Source organism: Moorena sp. SIO4G3, assembly GCF_010692305.1.
GTDB lineage: Bacteria > Cyanobacteriota > Cyanobacteriia > Cyanobacteriales > Coleofasciculaceae > Moorena > Moorena producens_A.
Window position 1 is genome coordinate 1 of the sequence record NZ_JAAHIG010000014.1, and the last position, 18,871, is coordinate 18,871.

General features: G+C 43.2%; 12 protein-coding genes and 1 pseudogene. 6 read left to right on the plus strand and 7 right to left on the minus strand.

The genetic code is table 11. The features are described from left to right. Positions 1–81 precede the first annotated feature (81 nt). Entirely contained in the window at positions 82–288 is a 207-nt protein-coding gene (locus F6J99_RS04375; protein ID WP_293111866.1) for an IS1 family transposase, read from the plus strand. A 305-nt stretch (positions 289–593) separates the two neighbouring features. Here F6J99_RS04375 and F6J99_RS04380 read toward each other — a convergent pair whose 3' ends face one another. Next, positions 594–1,082, minus strand: coding sequence for a hypothetical protein (locus F6J99_RS04380; RefSeq protein WP_293111867.1), 489 nt, complete (start codon positions 1,080–1,082; stop codon positions 594–596). 993 nt (positions 1,083–2,075) lie between these two features. Between F6J99_RS04380 and F6J99_RS04385 the strand changes: the two are divergent. Next, positions 2,076–3,891 (plus strand): annotated as a pseudogene (locus F6J99_RS04385) (IS1634 family transposase). A 45-nt stretch (positions 3,892–3,936) separates the two neighbouring features. Beyond that, a complete protein-coding gene (locus F6J99_RS04390; protein ID WP_365972586.1) occupies positions 3,937–4,245 on the plus strand; it encodes a zinc ribbon domain-containing protein in 309 nt (102 codons plus the stop codon). An 89-nt stretch (positions 4,246–4,334) separates the two neighbouring features. Here F6J99_RS04390 and F6J99_RS04395 read toward each other — a convergent pair whose 3' ends face one another. Further along, entirely contained in the window at positions 4,335–8,684 is a 4,350-nt protein-coding gene (locus F6J99_RS04395; RefSeq protein ID WP_293111868.1) for a CHAT domain-containing protein, read from the minus strand. 542 nt (positions 8,685–9,226) lie between these two features. Next, the gene (gene uvrB / locus F6J99_RS04400) at positions 9,227–11,227 is read right to left on the minus strand and encodes an excinuclease ABC subunit UvrB (protein ID WP_293111952.1); all 2,001 of its coding nucleotides are present in this window, start codon (positions 11,225–11,227) and stop codon (positions 9,227–9,229) included. Positions 11,228–11,893: 666 nt separating this feature from the next. Between uvrB and F6J99_RS04405 the strand changes: the two genes are divergently transcribed. Next, on the plus strand, positions 11,894–12,343 hold the full coding sequence (locus F6J99_RS04405) for a response regulator (RefSeq protein WP_075895778.1): 450 nt from the start codon (positions 11,894–11,896) through the stop codon (positions 12,341–12,343). 753 nt (positions 12,344–13,096) lie between these two features. On the opposite strand, the gene F6J99_RS04410 is transcribed toward F6J99_RS04405, so the two are convergent. Further along, positions 13,097–15,319 (minus strand): Na-K-Cl cotransporter, encoded by a 2,223-nt coding sequence (locus tag F6J99_RS04410; RefSeq protein WP_293111869.1) that lies wholly within the window; start codon positions 15,317–15,319, stop codon positions 13,097–13,099. Between the two features lie 276 nt (positions 15,320–15,595). Here F6J99_RS04410 and F6J99_RS04415 point away from each other — a divergent pair, with 276 nt between their 5' ends. Both F6J99_RS04415 and F6J99_RS04420 read left to right on the plus strand, forming a co-directional pair. Next, entirely contained in the window at positions 15,596–15,745 is a 150-nt protein-coding gene (locus F6J99_RS04415) for a hypothetical protein (protein ID WP_158069476.1), read from the plus strand. 325 nt (positions 15,746–16,070) lie between these two features. Then, positions 16,071–16,454 carry a DUF6464 family protein gene (locus F6J99_RS04420; RefSeq protein WP_293111953.1) on the plus strand — a complete coding sequence of 128 codons (384 nt, stop codon included), beginning with the start codon at positions 16,071–16,073 and terminating at the stop codon, positions 16,452–16,454. Here F6J99_RS04420 and fmt read toward each other — a convergent pair. The 3 genes from fmt to F6J99_RS04435 form a co-directional block, all read right to left on the minus strand. Beyond that, entirely contained in the window at positions 16,440–17,441 is a 1,002-nt protein-coding gene (fmt, locus tag F6J99_RS04425; protein ID WP_293111870.1) for a methionyl-tRNA formyltransferase, read from the minus strand. The two genes, F6J99_RS04420 and fmt, sit on opposite strands and share 15 nt — an antisense overlap. A 7-nt stretch (positions 17,442–17,448) precedes the next feature. Further along, positions 17,449–17,601 carry a hypothetical protein gene (locus F6J99_RS04430; RefSeq protein WP_293111871.1) on the minus strand — a complete coding sequence of 51 codons (153 nt, stop codon included), beginning with the start codon at positions 17,599–17,601 and terminating at the stop codon, positions 17,449–17,451. A 129-nt stretch (positions 17,602–17,730) separates the two neighbouring features. Beyond that, positions 17,731–18,480, minus strand: coding sequence for an OmpA family protein (locus tag F6J99_RS04435; protein ID WP_293111872.1), 750 nt, complete (start codon positions 18,478–18,480; stop codon positions 17,731–17,733). Positions 18,481–18,871 lie beyond the last annotated feature (391 nt).

Below are 18,871 nucleotides of genomic sequence, written 5' to 3' on the forward strand. Positions count from 1 at the left end.
TGATTTGCGCGGTCTTGGGGGTTTCCCCCATGAGCGACTGCATCAAGACAAGGCGAGCCTGTCTTACGGTAACTTCTAACCATGAGCGACTGCCGTGGTTTCCCCCATGAGCGACTGCATCAAGACATAGAAAGCGAAAATACGAGATTGAGACATTATTTAGCTAGACTACATAGAAAAACTCTCTGCTACTCTAAATCTGAAGAGATGTTGCAGTTATCAATTAGGCTTCTTATTTATTATTTAAAATACCATAAAATCCCCCTTTCTGGTGAAACCATTTCATGAATCAGCAATGCCAAATCCTGAGCCTGGACCTGAGCCTGGAATTGGCGACTAAAAAATAAAATCTTGTTGCGATCGCTCTAATAGAGCGGTCTTTTTTTTTATACCTCGGGAAATTGCCAAAACGGGATGCTCCCGGTGCAATCTTGATATATAAGGGTTTCAGAACCTTAACCGCTCGGGGATCTTAGATCCCCGAGCTGAAGCGCTCATGGTCATCTAAAGATGACTACGGAGTTTGAATATGTTGCAACCCTCTGCCCCAACAGGTAATTTTAGAAACTACATGAGGTTTGGAGTGATTCAAATTAGGTCTGAGGCTCGGGAAATACAGTATTCAAGATCCATTTGCCGTTCTTCTGTATAAAGCCAAAGAAAACTGAATTTGCCATGTACGAATCCCAAGTTATGCACTTACCTTTTATATCAGCTTTTTGACAAGAGTAAGCACCAAGGTTTCCCATACCTAAGTTTTGAAGTGAAACACTTTGCTGAGCTTGACCTGAAGCTCCACAATTAACAGGGTTTGTCACGTACTTATATTGCCTCCATGCAGAATCATACTTGCCCTGCGCCTCAAAAAGTGTTTTATCCACCTGTGATGTACCTGGTGGTGGTTGCATTCCATAGATGTGCTGTGTTACATGTCCTCCCGCAGCCGTATTTGCAGTAGCAACGGCACTGTTCTTAACTGTGGTAATATCTCGGCAAGTAGCAGCTAAAGTAGGTGAAGGTATTGTTAGGCAACTAAGAAGGGAAAGAAATAAGGCCGCAGCGCACAATGACAAAAATTTCATGATTAGCTTCCTTCAGAATTCAAGACAACATTTCCTACGAACTCAGATCATTTATAGTATAGACGATTTGAGCAATTTCTACAGTTTTTTCGAGTTAGAGGTTGTTTTTCTCAACTCACTCCATACAATAGATCCTTTTTTATCGCAGATTGAGGATTAGCGATCCAAAACTGTAGCTCGACTTGCGGCGTTGCATCATTGCGGGATGATATTCAAATTCTCAGAGGCTGAAACCATTCGACTTCTCTCAGGAAGTTTTTGGATCGAAAGTCTAAAGACTGTTCTTGATGGGAGCAGGTCAATTTTGTAAGAACACTTGAACTACAAACCCTTGAACTACAGTGTTTTCGGGGCTTCAGTACCAGTCATGATTTTTTAGTACATTTGTTCTACGAATTTGACCTTCTCCCCAACATAACCTTCCAAACTGAAGTTCCCCCATACACGTGTACTATGAATCCCTCAACTCTTGCGGTGCCTACATTTTGACAGATATTACAAATGTACTACTAAATACAAATCGATTCATCGCCTTATGTAGTGCTGATTTTGGCGCTTATCTATTACTGAAGTTCCCCTGTACAAATGTACTATCTACGCCCAAAAGTTATGCCAATCCTAGCTTTGAGTGCTGTAGAACAATAGTACTACTGGGTACAACCAGTTTGAGAAAATGCTTGTACCTATTGCTATGATTATCTTTCAGCGTACTAGACTAGTGTGGCGCGTACGCGAATGGCTGTTCATTATAGCACAACTTAGTATCCCATGGCCAGAAAACCCTGTAGCCATGTGAAGGTTTGTTTTTGATTAGTGTACACTCTATAATAAAAAATTAATAGACTGAAGTTCCCCTGTACATTTGTACTACTAGATCACGGAAAGGCTATCCCCATAAGGGATAAGTTTTATTTAGCCTGACCCTTGTGTGCCCATGTAATTTTCCAATTTTCTTAAGATTTAAGGTTGGGTAACTTCGGCTATAATGTAGTCATGTATATAGAACGAGTTCCCAATCGAAATTCACCACCTGCTGTCCTTCTCAGGGAATCATACCGAGAGGGAAATAAAGTTCGTAAACGCACCCTAGCGTTCTCTGTCTAAATTACCTGATGATGTCATCGAAAATTTACGCATTGTACTCAAAGGAGGAGTGGCCGTTGAAAATTATGGGGAGGCTTTTCAGATAAAAAGAAGCTTACCTCATGGCCATATTTCAGGGGTTCTAGGCACTCTGAACAAATTAGGAGTTCCAGAACTAATAGATGGGAAAGCTTCAAAAAATTGGGCAGTTATCATCGCCATGATAGTTGCCCGAATAATTGACCCCTGTTCAAAATTGGCAACGGCTAGAGGATTAAATCAGGAAACTTGTGGTTCATCTTTGAGCCATCTACTCGGAGAACGAATCAACAGATGAAGATGACTTATATGAAGCCCTAGATTGGCTAATAGCTAGACAAACAAGAATTGAAAATGAACTGGCGAAAAAGCATTTAGAAGAGGGTGCATTAGTTCTGTATGATGTCAGTTCCACCTATTTTGTTCGCGAAGCGTCGGCTTTGCCGAAAGGAAAAACCTGTCTAAGAGCGAGCTACGGTTATAGTCGAGACAAAAAAAGCGGTGCGACCCCGGTCGGGTTTCCCGACCATGGGAACGCGCACCAAGAGAGAGGAAAACAACAAATAGTATTTGGCTTGCTGTGTAATCGAGAAGGATGTCCCATTGCTGTGGAAGTTTTTGAGGGAAATACATCCGACACTAGCACAATGGCCTTACAAATGGAGAAAGTCCGTCATCGCTTTGGACTCTCCAGAATCATCTGGGTTGGAGATAGAGGCATGATTACTCAAACCCGCATCAACCAAGAGTTCTCGACAAGGGAGGATCTCGATTGGATTACAGCCTTAACTGCTCCTCAAATCAAACTCTTGGCTGAGCAAGAAGTGATTCAACTGGGACTGTTTGATGAACAAAATTTAGTGGAAGTCGAATCAGTAGATTATCCGGGGGAAAGATTAATCGCTTGTCGCAATCCAATAACTGCTGAATCGAGGGCTCAAAAACGAGAAAAACTCTTACAGAAAACAGAAGAAGAATTAGAAAAAATTGTCCAAGCCACTCTCCGAGAAAAAAGGGTTTTAAAGGGTGCTGACCAAATTGGCCTCCGAGTCGGAAAGGTGATTAACAAGTATCGAGTGGGGAAGTTCTTTGAACTGGAAATCACGAACAACAGCTTTTCCTACACCCGCAAGCCCCAAGACTTAAAAGTCGCCTCTGCCTTGGATGGATTATATGTGATTCGTACTTCTGTAGAAACCGAAGTTTTAGATGCTCCGGCTACAGTGAAAGCTTACAAAAGTCTGTCTCAAGTCGAACAGGCTTTTCGCTCTTATAAGACGATGGATTTAAAAGTCCGTCCCATTTATCACCATCTCGAAAGCCGAGTCAAATCTCATGTTTTTCTTTGTCTGCTGGCTTATTATGTGGAATGGCATATGAAGCAGGCTCGCTTCACCGATTCTTTTTGATGACGAGGACGACACCCCCATTGATTGGGATGGAGTTACTCCTGTTAAACGTTCAAAAAAAGCTAAATCCCACGGCTCGTAAGAAGCGGACAGCCCAGAACTTACCCGTACACAGCTTTTCGACTTTGATGACAGATTTAGGAACAATTACTCTCAAAACAATTGCTTCTAAATTAGAGGGGGCTGATCTGACTTTTTTGAAAATTACTCAACCCACACCAGTCCAACAAAAGGCGTTAGATTTACTTGGTGTTTCCCTATTTGTACCCAGTAAATGACCGAGATAAAATCTGCTATTCCTTACCCTGCATAGGTTGCCCTTTTTGTCAAAGGGGGAACTTCAGTCAAAAACAGTCCGCAACTTGCTTTCCTTTGCTCATTATCGGTTCAAGCAATTCTTAAAACATAAAGCTTTTGAGACAGGCAAGCTTGTGGTTGATGTCTGGGTCGCCTACACTAGTAAAACTGTTAGCTGGACAGGGGAACTCGTAAAAATTGGTGGAAGTAAAATCATCAAGTCTCAAATTGATGGTAAAAAAATGGATAGAGATATAAATGGCGCTCGTGGGATATTCCTGAGAGCTTTGGTAGATACACCCTGGGTGAACGATCACCTTGCATTGGCGGGCTAATGTCTATCTTGGTAGACTTTGGTAGCTAAAAAGTATCGGAACTATAGCAATCCTAAACTCTGTGATTCTGAACTCCTGCAACTGCTTGATTACTCCGCTTCCCCAATCAGGGTAAAAGCCGCCCATTCCACTGGATTTGGGTACTGTTTAAGAGTCGTAAGCATGGCTTGACGCAGAGCAACTGCTTTGTCAGGTGTTTGTTGTAGCTGGCGATAGAATTCAGTCATCAGGTCAGCTGTGGAGTCATCAGGTACTTTCCAGAGGGAAACAACCACACTAGGTACACCAGCAGCAACTAAAGAACGGGATAATCCAATCACGCCATCACTGGTAACTCTACCTCTACCAGTGTTGCAAGCGCTTAAAACTACTAACTCAGCACTAAGCTTGAGGTCGAGTATTTCACTAGCACTGAGAAAACCTTTATCTGTTTTAGTCGGAGCAAGGGCGATCGCTCCTGGTAAACCTAATCCCTGGAAGTCATTCAGTAAGCCGTGAGTAGCTAGATGTATGATCTTTGCCTTTGACATTTGCTCAACTACTGCTTCCTTGGTGGCTTGATTGCCAATCAGGGCTTGAGTATTGAACATCTTGGCGATCGCTAGCGCTTCTGTTTCTGTTCCAGGAAGAGGGGGCAAACCTTGAGGCATAGTGGGATTACCAATTACTAGCATCTCTTCTCCTGAAACCTGTTCCCGTTGCTGGTTAGTTAAATCCAGCACCTGAATCGAGGGAGCAGTGAGCATAGTATGTTTTTCGATCAGGTATTGACCAGAAGCGTCTTGTAGTGCTGGGAAAGGTACTAGAAACAAAGATTCGTGGGGAATAAAAGTAACACGAGCTTCGGGATTAGTAGGTAAGAGTTCGGCAATTGGTTCAATGAGCAGTTGATGCAGTTGTTTTAATCGTTCAGTTTGACCAGCTCTCTCTGTTTTAGTCAATCTTTCTCTGGGAACTAAATCAACTAGGGATGGGCTTCTTCTTAAAAAAATCGATTTACGAGTGATAACAACCAATTCTTTCAGAGATGTATCCAGATTAGTTAAATCAACCTGACGAAAAGCGATTTTACCTGTAGGTTTAATTACCCAAATGTAAAGCTCTTTGTCTTGAAGTTGCCGCACACCTTGGGCTTCGACAACTTCTTTGATAATCGAGTATAAAACTATTGTCGAGTTTTGTTGTTGGGTAATTTTTTGAATTTGTTTGATGTTCGGAGGAGCAATCGGTTTGTGATTTTTGAGGTTTGGTTCAGACTCTGATAAACCTCTCGCTAATAGTTCAACAAAGGCTCTTGCTCGTCCTCTTTCAGTAATTTCTAGGGCTTGATTGAATTGTTTTCGTTCTACTAAATACTCTTGTAAAGTGCTATAAGTTGTTTCATGAGTTTCAAATATTGATACTCTCTCAAGGTCATTGCTGCCTAAGTTTGACCGCAAAGACTCCCAAATTTCAATGGCAGCAAAGAGAGCCTCATTTGCTTCTTGAGGATTTCCGGCTTGATAGAGAGCATCACCTAAGTTACTCAAAGCTCGTCCCTTGGCGTGGCGATCACCTAGTTGCTTGGCAATTTTTAAACTTTGGCGTTGGTAGTTTACTGCTTGGTTGTAGTCTTCTAGAGCATGGTAAATTATTCCCAAATTTTCTAGGGCTACTAACTCTCCATAGTTATCTTGCAGTTTTTGTGCGATCGCTAAACTCTGCTGAGAGTATTCAATTGCTTGGTTATAGTCGGTCAGGGTATAGTAGACCAAGCTCAAATTAGATAATGCTCTTGCCTTTCCAGGTAGGTTATCGGATGTTTTAGCGATCGCTAAACTTTTTTCTTGGTATTCAAGTGCTTTGGTATATTCCTTTTTAGCGTAGTAAGCTAATCCGATATTGCTTACTATATTCCTTTCCAGCTCAGACTCATCGGTTGAGTTTACTAGTTCTAGACCCTGTTTATAGTATTCAATAGCTTTGTCATAGTTTCCTATTGCGCCATAAGCTGCTCCTAAGCCACTAAAAGCTTGCGGTTTTCCTCTTAATTTTTGGTCTGATTTGGCAATAGTAAAATGCTGTTGATGATAGTCTATAGCTTTGCCATATTCTCCCAATCTATAGTGAGTTACTCCGAGGTTATGCAAAGCTTTTAATTCTCGCAATTTATCGCCAAATTTTCGTGCAAATTCTAAGTTTTTATGATAGCATTCGGCAGCTTTAGTGTAATCTTTAGCAGCAACTTGTAAGGAAAATCCTTGAGAATTTATGAGTAATTGTTCTTCTTCCAGACACTCTCGAATTTCCAGTACCAGGACTGTCAGTCGTTCTAGTTCAATTGCTTGAGTCTTGTTTGACCTCTTGCTCTGATTGACCGCCAAATCTGATCGATTAACCTGGGTTGGCAAGGCAGAGTTTTGATTGTCTGACCTTGGTGATGGTTTTCCTGGGGAAGGATTGGGAGGATTTACAGGATTTACAGGATTTACAGGTTCAATAATTACTGTTGTTGAAGGTTCTGGCGGTAGTAGTGCTGGAAAATCTGACTGTAGTTGTGGTGGTAGGGTTGCTAATGGCTTTGGGTCGATGACTGAAGCAGCTTCAATAATGGGTGGTTCTATAGGCAGGAACGCTGGAGCTTCAGGTGGTGCTGGGACTAGAGAGCCTGAACTTTTGAAAGTAAAATTCTGGTTTTCGAAATCTAGAATTGAATTAATATTAGGAGTATTAATTCCCATAGCATCAAAAAGAGTAACGTTGCCACTCTCACCATTACTACTAGCAGCATTTATATCACCAGCATTAATACTTCCCTCTGTAGCGAATAATTGAACCTCTCCTCCTTTACCTTCGACAGAGGAAGAATCAACTACCCCAGCACTAGTATCAATATTTCCTGTATCGCTAACGGCAGTAATATCACCACCATCACCATTATTACTGGAAGCCTTGAGACTCCCGGTAGTGATATTACCTTCTGCTTTCAGGTCAATATTTCCACTATCACCACTTACCGCCGTTGAATCCAGTGTGCCACTACTAGTATCAATCCCTCCTTGTCTACTATTGAGGAAAATTCTGCCACCATCGGAAGTAATTGATGCTGTCCGAAGATTACCTTCTGCTTCAATAACTACTTGCTGACCAGCGCTGATATCCTGCACCACCACATCACCAGGATTAATACGTCCCTGTCTAGCGAATAATTGAACCTCTCCTCCTTGACCTTCCACAGAGGAAGAATCAACTACCCCAGCACTAGTATCAATACTTCCTCTATCCCTAACGGCAGTAATATCACCACCATCACCATTATTGCTGGAAGCATTGAGACTCCCGGTAGTGATATTACCTTCTGCTTTCAGGTCAATATTTCCACTATCACCACTTACTGCCGTTGAATCCAGTGTGCCACTACTAGTATCAATCTCTCCTTCCCTACTATTGAGGAAAATTCTTCCACCATCCGAGGTAACTGATGCTGTCCGAATATTACCGTCTGCTTCAATAACTACTTGCTGACCAGCACTGATATCCTGCACTACTACATCACCATCTTCAACCTGGATACCAGAACCGATCAGTTGTACTGTACCATCACGATTTACCTCAATTCCTGTAGCATCACCGCCGCCAACTGTCAGCAGTTCCGGTAGGGAAAGGGGAGTGAAGGGAACAGTGGCAGAGGGGGAAACTTCTAAACTGAGAATATTACCTCGCTGGGAAATACGGAGTAAATTTTTTCCAGGCACAGCCTCAATAGTAACTTGACCACCAGGGGCAGTAAGAGTGCCATTACTGATCACAGTACCACCTACTAAGGTTAAATTCTGCCCCTCTTTAACTGCTAAATCCGCTAAATTGATGATCCCACCTGGTTGGGAAACAGCAAAATCAAAAGTATTGGGCTTGCCTACCAAAGAAGCATAGTCATTGCTACCAATGGCGTTAAACCACCCGCCATCAAAACCAATACCAGTAGCGGTGCTGGCGGTAAAAGAAGCAGGTAAATCGATGCTGGCACCAGCACCAAAGACAATCCCGGCGGGGTTAATCAGGAATAAATTGGAATTACCCCCTGTAACCTGGATTAAGCCATTAATTACAGAAGCATCACCACCAGTGACTCGCCCTAGGATATTTTCGATATTAGGATTAGAGAGAAAGTTGGCAATCTGACCTTCACTCAGACCAAATTTCTGGAAGCTATGAAAGAGATTCGCACCATCTCCCGACAGCTGACCACCATCAATGTTGAATTGGTTACCCTCAGGGTTGACAACAGTACCAGTACCATCGTTGGCTTCAACTATCGGTTGCGCTTGCACAGGGGTTGGCAACGGGCAACAGGTCAAATAGGTTGAAGAACAAACAAGCAGGAAAAACTTAGTTGCTGCTGATCTTCCCTTACCCATGATCTGGCTCAACAGGTGAAGACAGCTCAATGTTAGTCTCATAAGTTATGGAATTCATCGAGAATCTGGGTCGAATACACCCTTTTCAAGAAAGTAGACCTAGATTTAACAGGGGGCTACTAGAGCGGATTTGGTATCAAAGCTCTACAGCTTCATTCCTTCGGAGAAATCCCCCTTGGGATGAGAACACTTGGTTTAATCTTTGGGAAATATCCAGCATCTCAGTTTCCTGTCAACTATGTATTTATCAGGGCTAATTCCTCCGTTTTATGCAGATTGTTGGTTTTTGTTACAAAACTTAACATACAGACTCGTTGGGCCTGTCTGCTTGCCTCAATAGCCCATGGCACCGAGAGTGGGATCGAGACAAAAAAGCTTTCGCGTAGCGGCTCGTACCGAGCCTCGGGTTTTGTAATGAGCAATTTGAGGGGGTGGCAGGTCAGCTATAGTTCTGTTGAGAAAGTACTATGAACGCCATAGCCAGAGGGCAAATCTCAAGGGCAGTGCGCCTGTTTTCAACATCCCGATCATGCCGTAAACATATCAATAATTACTCCAACTACTGTTAGTTTAAAAAATCTTAGTTAACTTGGATTACCTAGCAGTTTATCCCGCAGCTGCTTAATGCGATCGCGTAACTTTGCTGCGGTTTCAAATTCCAAGGTCTTTGCTGCTTCCTTCATCTGTTCTTCTAACTGATTAATCAACTCCGGAATCTTCTCCAAAGGTACATCATCCACCTGTTCAAACACCGCTTCCAACTGTTGGGAATTCAACCGTCGGGAGACATCCAAAAATGTCAAAATCGGGTTGTTTGCTGTTTTGCGAATCGGCTGTGGTATAATGTTATTTGTGATATTATACTCAATTTGAATCTTACGACGGCGATTAGTCTCATCAATCGCTTTTCTCATGCTTTTTGTAAAGGTATCAGCATACATAATGGCTTGCCCTCGGACATGACGTGCTGCTCTGCCTATAGTTTGAATAAGCGATCGCTCTGCCCTGAGGAACCCTTCCTTATCGGCATCCAAAATTGCTACCAGAGAGACTTCCGGCAAATCCAACCCTTCTCGCAACAAGTTCACCCCAACCAATACATCAAATTCACCCTGGCGCAACGCCTGCAAGATTTCAATCCGTTCAATAGAGTTAATATCCGAGTGCAAGTAGCTTATCCGAATATCCCGTTCTTGCAGATACTCTGTCAAATCCTCAGCCATGCGCTTGGTTAAGGTTGTTACCAGCACCCTTTCCTGACAATCCACCCGCTGCTTAATCTCAGCCAACAAATCATCTACTTGACCTACTGTAGGACGGACAAAGATTTCTGGGTCAAGCACTCCGGTAGGACGAATGATCTGTTCCACAACTCGTTCTTGAGATTGTTCCATCTCCCAATCCCCAGGAGTAGCAGAGACAAAAATACACTGATTCACCTTTGCCCAGAATTCCTCTGCCTTCAGGGGTCGATTATCTGCTGCACTGGGTAAGCGAAAGCCATGGTCAATCAACACTTGCTTTCGAGCGCGATCGCCATTGTACATTCCCCGAATTTGCGGCACCGTAACATGGGATTCATCCACTACCAAAAGCCAATCTTCGGGAAAATAATCAATCAAACACTCTGGTGGTTCCCCAAGCTGGCGTCCAGCCAAGTGACGAGAATAGTTTTCCACACCATTGCAGTAACCAATTTCGAGCAACATTTCTAAATCATAGCGGGTACGCTGTTCCAACCGTTGCGCTTCTAACAAGTTCCCAGCTTGCTCTAATTGAGCCAAACGTTCCTCAAGTTCTACCTTAATAGCATTACAAGCTTCTTCCAACCGTTCATCGGGAGTAACAAAGTGACGAGCAGGGTAAATATTTACTCCCTCTACACTTTGGAAAATTCCACCGGTAACTGGGTCAACGTAGTGAATAGCATCAATTTCATCTCCGAAGAATTCTACCCGAATAATTCGGTCTTCATAAGCCGGACCAATTTCTAACACATCCCCCTTCACCCGGAACCGTCCGCGTCCCAATTCTAAATCATTCCGGGAATACTGTACTGAGACTAAATCCCGTAAGAGTTGGCGTTGGTCAACTTCGGTATTCACCCGCAGAGGAATCGAGGCTTTTAAATATTCTGAGGGGATACCCAACCCATAGATACAGCTAATGGAAGCCACCACAATGACATCCCGCCGTTCAAAAAGCGATCGCGTAGCTGAGTGCCTCAGCATATCAATTTCATCATTAATTGACGCGGTTTTCTCAATGTAGGTGTCAGTGACCGGGATATAAGCTTCCGGCTGGTAGTAGTCATAGTAGGAAATGAAATACTCCACCGCGTTATGGGGAAAAAACCCCCGCAATTCGTTACATAACTGGGCAGCCAAGGTTTTGTTGTGGGCAAGTACTAGGGTAGGTTTGCCGACTTTTTCAATTACCGATGCCACGGCGAAAGTCTTACCTGTCCCCGTAGCACCCAGTAGAGTTTGGATACGGTTGCCAGCCTTGAGGTAAGTGGTGAGTTGGGAAATAGCTTGGGGTTGGTCCCCTGTTGCTTGAAAAGGGGCTTCGAGGTTAAATAGCATCTTAGACGCTTCTGGCACAGCTAAAAAAAAATCCGTAAAAATACTATCTATAATTTCATCATAATTTCTGTAAATTTATAGGTACTGATGGATAGATTATTACCCAAAGTCATTGTCTTGATGCAGTCGCTCATGGGGGAAACCCCCAAGACCGCGCTGCATCGCTAGATAGTTTTAATACTTGGCGAAAATCCGGAGGGGAGGATGACAATTATCTGCTTAACTGCTAATCCCTTAAAGGGTTATCATTACGGATAAAGGATAATAGGTAATGGCTAATGAGTAACGGGTAATTCTACCAATTTTATAGCCATCACCATTTATCATTTACCATCGACTCTCCCATCTTTAATGGGAGAGCATTTTCATCTTTTGCTCAATCAGATAAGCTTTTTTTATTCAACTAATAGTTAAGTTTTTATTAAATAAATTAATATCTCCTTATAATGATGAAATAATAATCATATATTATATCGATACTTCCTTTTATTATTTGAGTAATTGTTGATTTTTGTAATGATTAATCGGTAATTGACATGCATATAATTATTACCGATTATCCCTTACAACCCCCCAATTCATCAAAACTTGTATGTATTCAAAAAAAACAAGTATAAACTCCAGAAACTTTTCTTGATTTAATATCAACATAAAAAACTAGCAATTATGAACTATAGAAATGCTATTCAGCGTATTGAAATATTGTTAGTCGAAGACAATCCTGGTGACTTAGATCTAACTAAAGCTACTTTAAACAATAGCAATATTCGCAATAATATCGAGACGTTTACTAATGGTAAGGAAGCTATGGCATTTCTACGTCGAGAGTCCCCTTATACTAAGGCACCCCGTCCCGACGTAATTTTGCTGGATTTGAATCTACCAGTGATGGATGGTCGTGAAGTGTTAGCACAGATTAAATCTGATCCAAAATTGAGTCTGATTCCAGTGATTATTCTCACTTCCTCAGATTCTGACCAGGACATCCTCACAAGCTACAAGCTAAACGCCAATGCCTACGTCACTAAGCCCTTTGAATTAGAGCAGTTTGTCAAAGTATTGAAGTCAATTGAAAACTTCTGGCTAAGTATTGTTAAACTGCCACCAAAAAATTAAGCATTTCCAATTCATGGTATAGCGTTTGTATCTGGTAATAGGTAATAGGTAATCTAGAATTGATAGTTGATGATTAGGGAGCATGTCACTTATGCAGAACATTTGTACGCTTATCTGGGTAATGGGTAATAGGTAATGGGTAATAGGTAATAGGGGGAGCATGTCACTATCGCCTAATATTTTTACCTGATCTATAGCCCCCTGATGGGTAAAAGCCAAGCTCATATGGTACTAAGTTGATCTGTTCTGCAACTAAGACCGGCTCAATTACAGAATTTTTAGTTTTTGTCAAGTAGTTCATTTGTTATGCAAATTTGACCTGCTCCCGATGATTACCTATTACCTATTACCGTCTTGATGCAATAGCGAGTGGGGGAAACCACGGCAGTCGCTCATGGTTAGAAGTTACCGTAAGACAGTTGAGCCTTAATCAATAAGTTTTACCCCTTTTCTGCATAGCCGACCAACCATAAAGGCTCAACTGTCTAAGGTTTCGTCTCCGGGGGGAACCCCCAAGACCGCGCTGCCTCCCCAAGACCGCGCTGCATCGCTATTACCTATTACCTATTACCTATTACCTATTACCTATTACCTATTACCTATTACCTATTACCTATTACCTATTACCTATTACCTATTACCTATTACCTATTACCCATTACCAAAAATCCCGAGACTATTTGATAACTGATTAACCGGACTTGATCGTAATAGTAAATTGACAATTAAAAAATTTTAATTGCTTTTGGTATACTACAAATCTTCACTGAGAACTTCATGGAAAGCAAACCCAGGGGCAGCCAATACAAAGACAATGGTAGGAAGACCAGCAGTTTTTAGCTGTAAGCTTTCGTAATATTGAGTAAACTTATCGTCTGGTATAGCCATACCCATAAAGATTAAGTCAGCATCAGCGGATGACTCATTAAGAATAGTATTAAAAGAACGCCCTTCGGAAACCAGCACCTGACAAATAACCCCAATCCGCAATTGTTTCACCCAATTACTTAGGTTTGCCCGTGCTGCTTGAGCTGCTATTTCATTAGGAACCACCAACTTGAGGTAAATCTCAGCATTTTGCCACTTCAGGTCGCTGCGCAATAGATAGGCGAGGAGCAACATCAGGCTACCATTGGCTTGCTTACCGCCCCACCAAACATCAATCCGTTGACGACTACCGAAACCCTGCTCCCGATTTTCCCGCAGAATCACTACATTACGCTTTGCCTGGTGTATGTGAGTAATCAAGCGACAGTAAGGCTGGCGACGGCTAAGGGTTTCGTTATCCCCGAGTAAAACTGTATTGGGAACTAGTGGTCCTATACCGTAAGTGTCTACCAGTTGCCGGGCTCCGGTAAAGGGATCCGGTGCTGTTACCAAGCGCACTAGAGCTTGTACACTGCGCCGTTCGAGATACTCACTGATGGTTTGTTCTAACTGTCTCTGCTTAGCAACACTATGGGAACTACTGGGTAAAATACTCGAAACGGTCACTAAACCGCGATTATGGGTCAGAGCATCGGCTAACTCGATCAAAGACCATCGTTTAGTGGGAGCTCCTGACAGCACCAAGATGTGGGGTCGCCAGTTTTTCGGATCAGGGTGATGACTAATCTGAAAAATACCAGTGCGCAACAGTGCCATCCAAATGCCCCGGCGTACATCCCCCCAAGCCGTGCGCAGTTCCCGCTGCTGTAACCAAAGGTAAACCCCCAAGACAATAACAGCTGCTGCCACTGTGGCAAAGGCATTGATCAAAAACATTACGATCAGGCAACCCAATGCCCCTAACAGTGACAGAAACCAATTAACTTTAAAGGAGGGTCGGAACGAAGGACTTTGCAAAAAGCCCTCAATGGCAGCTGCTACATTCAACACCAGATAGGTGGTCAGAAAGAACATACTTAGCACTGGTGCAATGATATCTAATTGACCAAGGCAAACTGCAGCAGTAGCTATTCCCAACGTTACAGCGGTACCAATCCGTGGTTCATCATCTCGTCCACTACCCGTACCTAGGAATCGCATCCAACGGGGTAATACCCCATCTCTAGCTAATGCCTGTAAAATCCGGGGAGCACCCAGAATACTCCCTAAAGCACTGCTGAGAGTAGCACCCCATACCCCAAGTAGGATTGACGGACCCCAAAATGCCATCTGCTTCATAATCAAAGGATTGGCAATTAGGGCATCTCCCCCTACCCGCATCGATAGAATAATTGGTACGATCATATAAACGGCATATCCTGTGCCTACTGCTGCCAGAGTACCGATGGGAATGGCGCGGATCGGGTTGCGTAGATCACCGGACATATTCACCCCAGCCATGATACCGGTTACGGCAGGGAAGAAGACAGCAAAGACACGCCAGAAGGATTCTTTGGAGGTCACCCACAGCTCAATATTAGCTACATCATAAGGGTAATCATGGTTACCGACGAATAGAGCAATTAGGGATAGCGCGATCGCAGCCATAATAAAGTATTGAATGCGGATGGCGAGGCTAGCGGAAGTCAAAGCCAGTATTGCCACTAAAATAGTAGTAATTAGCGCTACATAAAGCTGGTTGAGGTGGGGAAAGGTCTGAACTACGCTCTCGGCAAAACCAATAGTGTATAAGGCGACTGAGAGAGCTTGGGCAAAGTAAAGGGGAATTCCTACGGCACCGCCAGTTTCAATTCCTAGGGAACGGCTAATCATGTAATAGGCACCACCAGCCCTAACAATGCGGTCAGTTGCGATCGCAGAAATAGACAGAGCCGTCAAAAAGGTAATACTGGTGGAGAGGGTAACAATGATGAGGGTACCCACTAAACCAACATTACCAAGTACCCAACCAAAGCGCAGGTACATAATAACCCCCAGGATGGTGAGAATCGACGGAGTATAGACCCCACCGAATGTTCCCAAACCTGAAGTTTTTTCCTGAGTAGGCTCGACAACAGGAGATGAGCGGCGACCAAAGAATAACTTCATATGTCTAAAACACGAATATAGTGCATTAAGCTAATCTGACTATAGGGAATAGGGAATAGGTAACAGAGATTTTCATTCCTTTGGTGTGGGCGAAACGCCCATGGATTTCTGACTTGAAAAAGCCGTCGAGGCAAGCAAGTGCGAAGCGTCCTCGGTGAAATACCAGAGATGTTCATACTTTGTTCTTTGTTGTAAATTCATTTTTGATGGGGGTATAGCTGGAAAATTTTTCAAGTCCTTGGCAGACAATGTCAGTTGGTGAATTGATCCAGGTCCATGAACAACTCCACCAGTTCTACCCCCAAGCCACCGACATTGCAACTCAAGGATGTTACAACGTTGGTAGCCTGGGCTTTTGGTTCAACATTGGATGAATTTCACACCACAGGACTAACTGCTGTCATGGGGTTTTGGGCAAACAAGTAGAAACTGCTAATGAAACGAAGAGAACAGAAACGATAGTCTTTTACTCTGACAGTCTTTTAAGCTGACTACAGAATTAACTTGCTAAATTCCCAACTTTATGCACCCCAATCACGAATTTAAGACATTTTTTGCTCAATGACCAATAATTACCCAATATGGGTAATATCAACTCCGGTTAATCACTTGGTTGATCAATCCAGTCTTCAAGAAGAGCGCCAGTGTGTTGTACTTAACCGGACAATTCTATGTAGAATTCTGTTGGGCTAGATAGTCAGCCCACAGCCTGCGATACCATTCAACTGTAGCGTGAATGACAATAAGCACTATGGAGCCTGATTCTCTACCGACAGAGTTAATTTTGACCCACCCACGTCAGACCATTGGCAATGTTCAACTGGATTGGATACCTCAACCCGGTAACTATCTCGACTTTAAAGGTAAAACCTACACAGTTTTAGAGCGCCGCCACCGCTACTGTCTTAAGTCAGGGCGCTATCGTTTGTATAAAATTGCTCTGTATGTGCAGTCTTCTGGACACCCTAGTGAAAAAAGCCTGCTCCAGGGGCGTTGGGTAATTGGGGATGCCAGCTGCTATTTCAATGCTCACTCTGAATTGATTCGTTGTGCAGTCAATCCAGACGGACCGTGTGATTCTTGCCGCTTTTACAAACCCTTGAAAACCGGAACTAACTCACTAAGGATTACCTAGAACTTCTCCTAGTTCTAAACGCATACCATTGGCAAAATCCCAAGCAGATTGAGCACGTTTGCCAGCTAATTGCACTTGCTGCAACAACAACAGTCCATTTCCAGTTTGAATAATTGGACCGATTGCCTTGGCAATCTTGACAACTTCTCCAGGACGACCTGAACCAACATCAAGAGTAGACCACTCCTGCGATCGCATTTTTAACTGTGAAGGCAACTCGGATAAGTAAGCCGAATCTAAGGGAGCAGTGGCACTGATTTTCAGAGATTTACCCCGAAATGAGGTAACGCAGTTTGGGAAAAATCCCCGAATCTGATTGTGTAACTCCAAGTTGGAGCGTGACCAATCTAGGCCATAATCTGACTTTTGAATCAGTGGTGCATAGGTAGCCTCAGATTGATCTTGAGGAATTGCTTGGATTTCCTGTAACTCTTGCTTCAGTAGGGTTTCAATCAACAAATCAGCTCCCAAATTGCTCAGAGTTTTTGCCAAATCCTGGGCAGTATCCAATAGTCTGATTGGTGTATATGCTTTCAAGAGCATTGCTCCAGTATCCATTCCAGCATCCATCAACATCGTCGTGATGCCAGTTTGGGCTTCACCATTATATAGACACCACTGGATCGGAGCTGCTCCGCGATACTTAGGCAAAATTGAGCCATGTACATTGATACAACCTCCCGTAGGCATATCCAGAATCTCTTGGGAGAGAATCTGCCCATAGGCAACCACCACAAAAGCATCAGCCTTTACCTGCCTGAGCTGAGTTAGGGTTTCCCTATGCTTTTTCAGGCGCTGCGGTTGCCAAACTGGTAGTTTATGTGCTAATGCTATTGATTTTACTGGGGAAGGAATCAGCTGGTTACCACGTCCTCGACGCTTATCCGGCTGAGTCACCACACCCACCACCTCAAATTCAGGATGGTTCAACAAACCTTCCAAACAAGGTAGAGCAAATTGGGGAGTACCAAAGAATACAACTCGCATCTAGAAATTACCAATAACTAATGGGTTGAAGGTTAGCTGGTTGAAGGTTAGCTGGTTGAAGGTTAGCTGGTTGAAAGTTAGCTGGTTGAAGGTTAGCTGGTTGAAGGTTAGCTGGTTGAAGGTTAGCTGGTTGAACGCGCACGCGTGGCCTTTTGGCCAAGGTTAGCTGGTTATACATCCAGATTTGAGTTGTTAAGGCTCTAATCTTCAACCTACCCTACAAGGGACGCCCAAGGGAAACAACCAAATAACTTTCAAGCAAATAACCTTCTAACCTTATAACTAATGACTAATCCACAGCAATTTCCACCCGACGATTACGTTGCTGATTAACCTCAGTATCATTAGCGACCAGAGGACGAGTTTCTCCGTAGCCAATAATCAGCCAACGGTATGGATCGTCTAAAGCACTACTAAGATACTGCTGAACTGCTTTGGCACGCTTAAATGAAAGGTTTCGATTCTCTTTGGCTTCGCGGGGGTTGTCGGTGTGGATAGCAATCCGGATTGTACTGCCGGGATAGGCTTGCAAATCTGTGACAATTTTCTCTAGGATCAAACCTGCTTCTGGGCGTAACGTACTTTTACTTTTCTGAAATAAAATATCACTGGGCAACGTGACTTTCAACTTGTCGGCAGCCGAGGCAGCTAATCGATTGCCATTGCTATTACCAACTAATGGAGCATCGCTACTTAGAGTCGATGGTTCCTTGAGGAGCAAAGTGATCCCTTGGATGCGCTTTTCGAGAGATTCATTCCCTCCCGAGGTTCCCAATTGAGTTTCCAACATTGTCACGTCCTCACTCAATCTCTTCAGTCGCTTGTCTAACTCACTTAGCTGAGCTTTGACCTGGACTCTTTGAACCGGTGTCAATTGTTTTAGTAGATTGGCTTCCGTTGGTTCCCGAATTGAACTAAAATTGAAAAACCTTGATTCTCCCTTGTTATCCAGATGCTCCAGTAATTTTAATATCAGGGGTTTTTCTGGATTCGGGTTAGGGTAAGCATTGGCAACAACAATGCCAAATATCAAGGCCAAGCCACTCCCTACGCCTAGCAGTAGTAGCCTGAAAATTAAGATCAGTAGGCAGTTCAGTATACTTATTGAGGTTTCAGGTCTGTTATTGGTGTTGGAAGTAGCGGGTTGAGTCACACCGAATTTTGTTAGATCTCCTTCAACATAATGAGGCAGGATTCTCCAATTGTACTCCGTTAGGGGTCAAACGCGGGTATTTAACATTATATAAGAATTCAAGAAAACCAGGTTTAATTAAAAATGATTATCATAACACTAACCCCTCCAAACCAACCAGTTAATTCCAATTCCAAGCCTAACAACTTTTAACAACTTTTGTGTGAGGGCTACCCACTTCAGCCAAGACCTCTTAGGGGAAGGAAAGAGTGTTAATTGTTAATTTTTCCCTGGCTTA

Excerpts from the sequence above, each read along its gene's own strand:
- F6J99_RS04375 (WP_293111866.1), top strand. The coding sequence starts at position 82 with ATGAGCGACTGCCGTGGTTTCCCCCATGAGCGACTGCATCAAGACATA.
- F6J99_RS04380 (WP_293111867.1), bottom strand. The coding sequence starts at position 1,082 with ATGAAATTTTTGTCATTGTGCGCTGCGGCCTTATTTCTTTCCCTTCTT.
- F6J99_RS04395 (WP_293111868.1), bottom strand. The coding sequence starts at position 8,684 with ATGAGACTAACATTGAGCTGTCTTCACCTGTTGAGCCAGATCATGGGT.
- uvrB (WP_293111952.1), bottom strand. The coding sequence starts at position 11,227 with ATGCTATTTAACCTCGAAGCCCCTTTTCAAGCAACAGGGGACCAACCC.
- F6J99_RS04405 (WP_075895778.1), top strand. The coding sequence starts at position 11,894 with ATGAACTATAGAAATGCTATTCAGCGTATTGAAATATTGTTAGTCGAA.
- F6J99_RS04410 (WP_293111869.1), bottom strand. The coding sequence starts at position 15,319 with ATGAAGTTATTCTTTGGTCGCCGCTCATCTCCTGTTGTCGAGCCTACT.
- F6J99_RS04415 (WP_158069476.1), top strand. The coding sequence starts at position 15,596 with ATGAACAACTCCACCAGTTCTACCCCCAAGCCACCGACATTGCAACTC.
- F6J99_RS04420 (WP_293111953.1), top strand. The coding sequence starts at position 16,071 with ATGGAGCCTGATTCTCTACCGACAGAGTTAATTTTGACCCACCCACGT.
- fmt (WP_293111870.1), bottom strand. The coding sequence starts at position 17,441 with ATGCGAGTTGTATTCTTTGGTACTCCCCAATTTGCTCTACCTTGTTTG.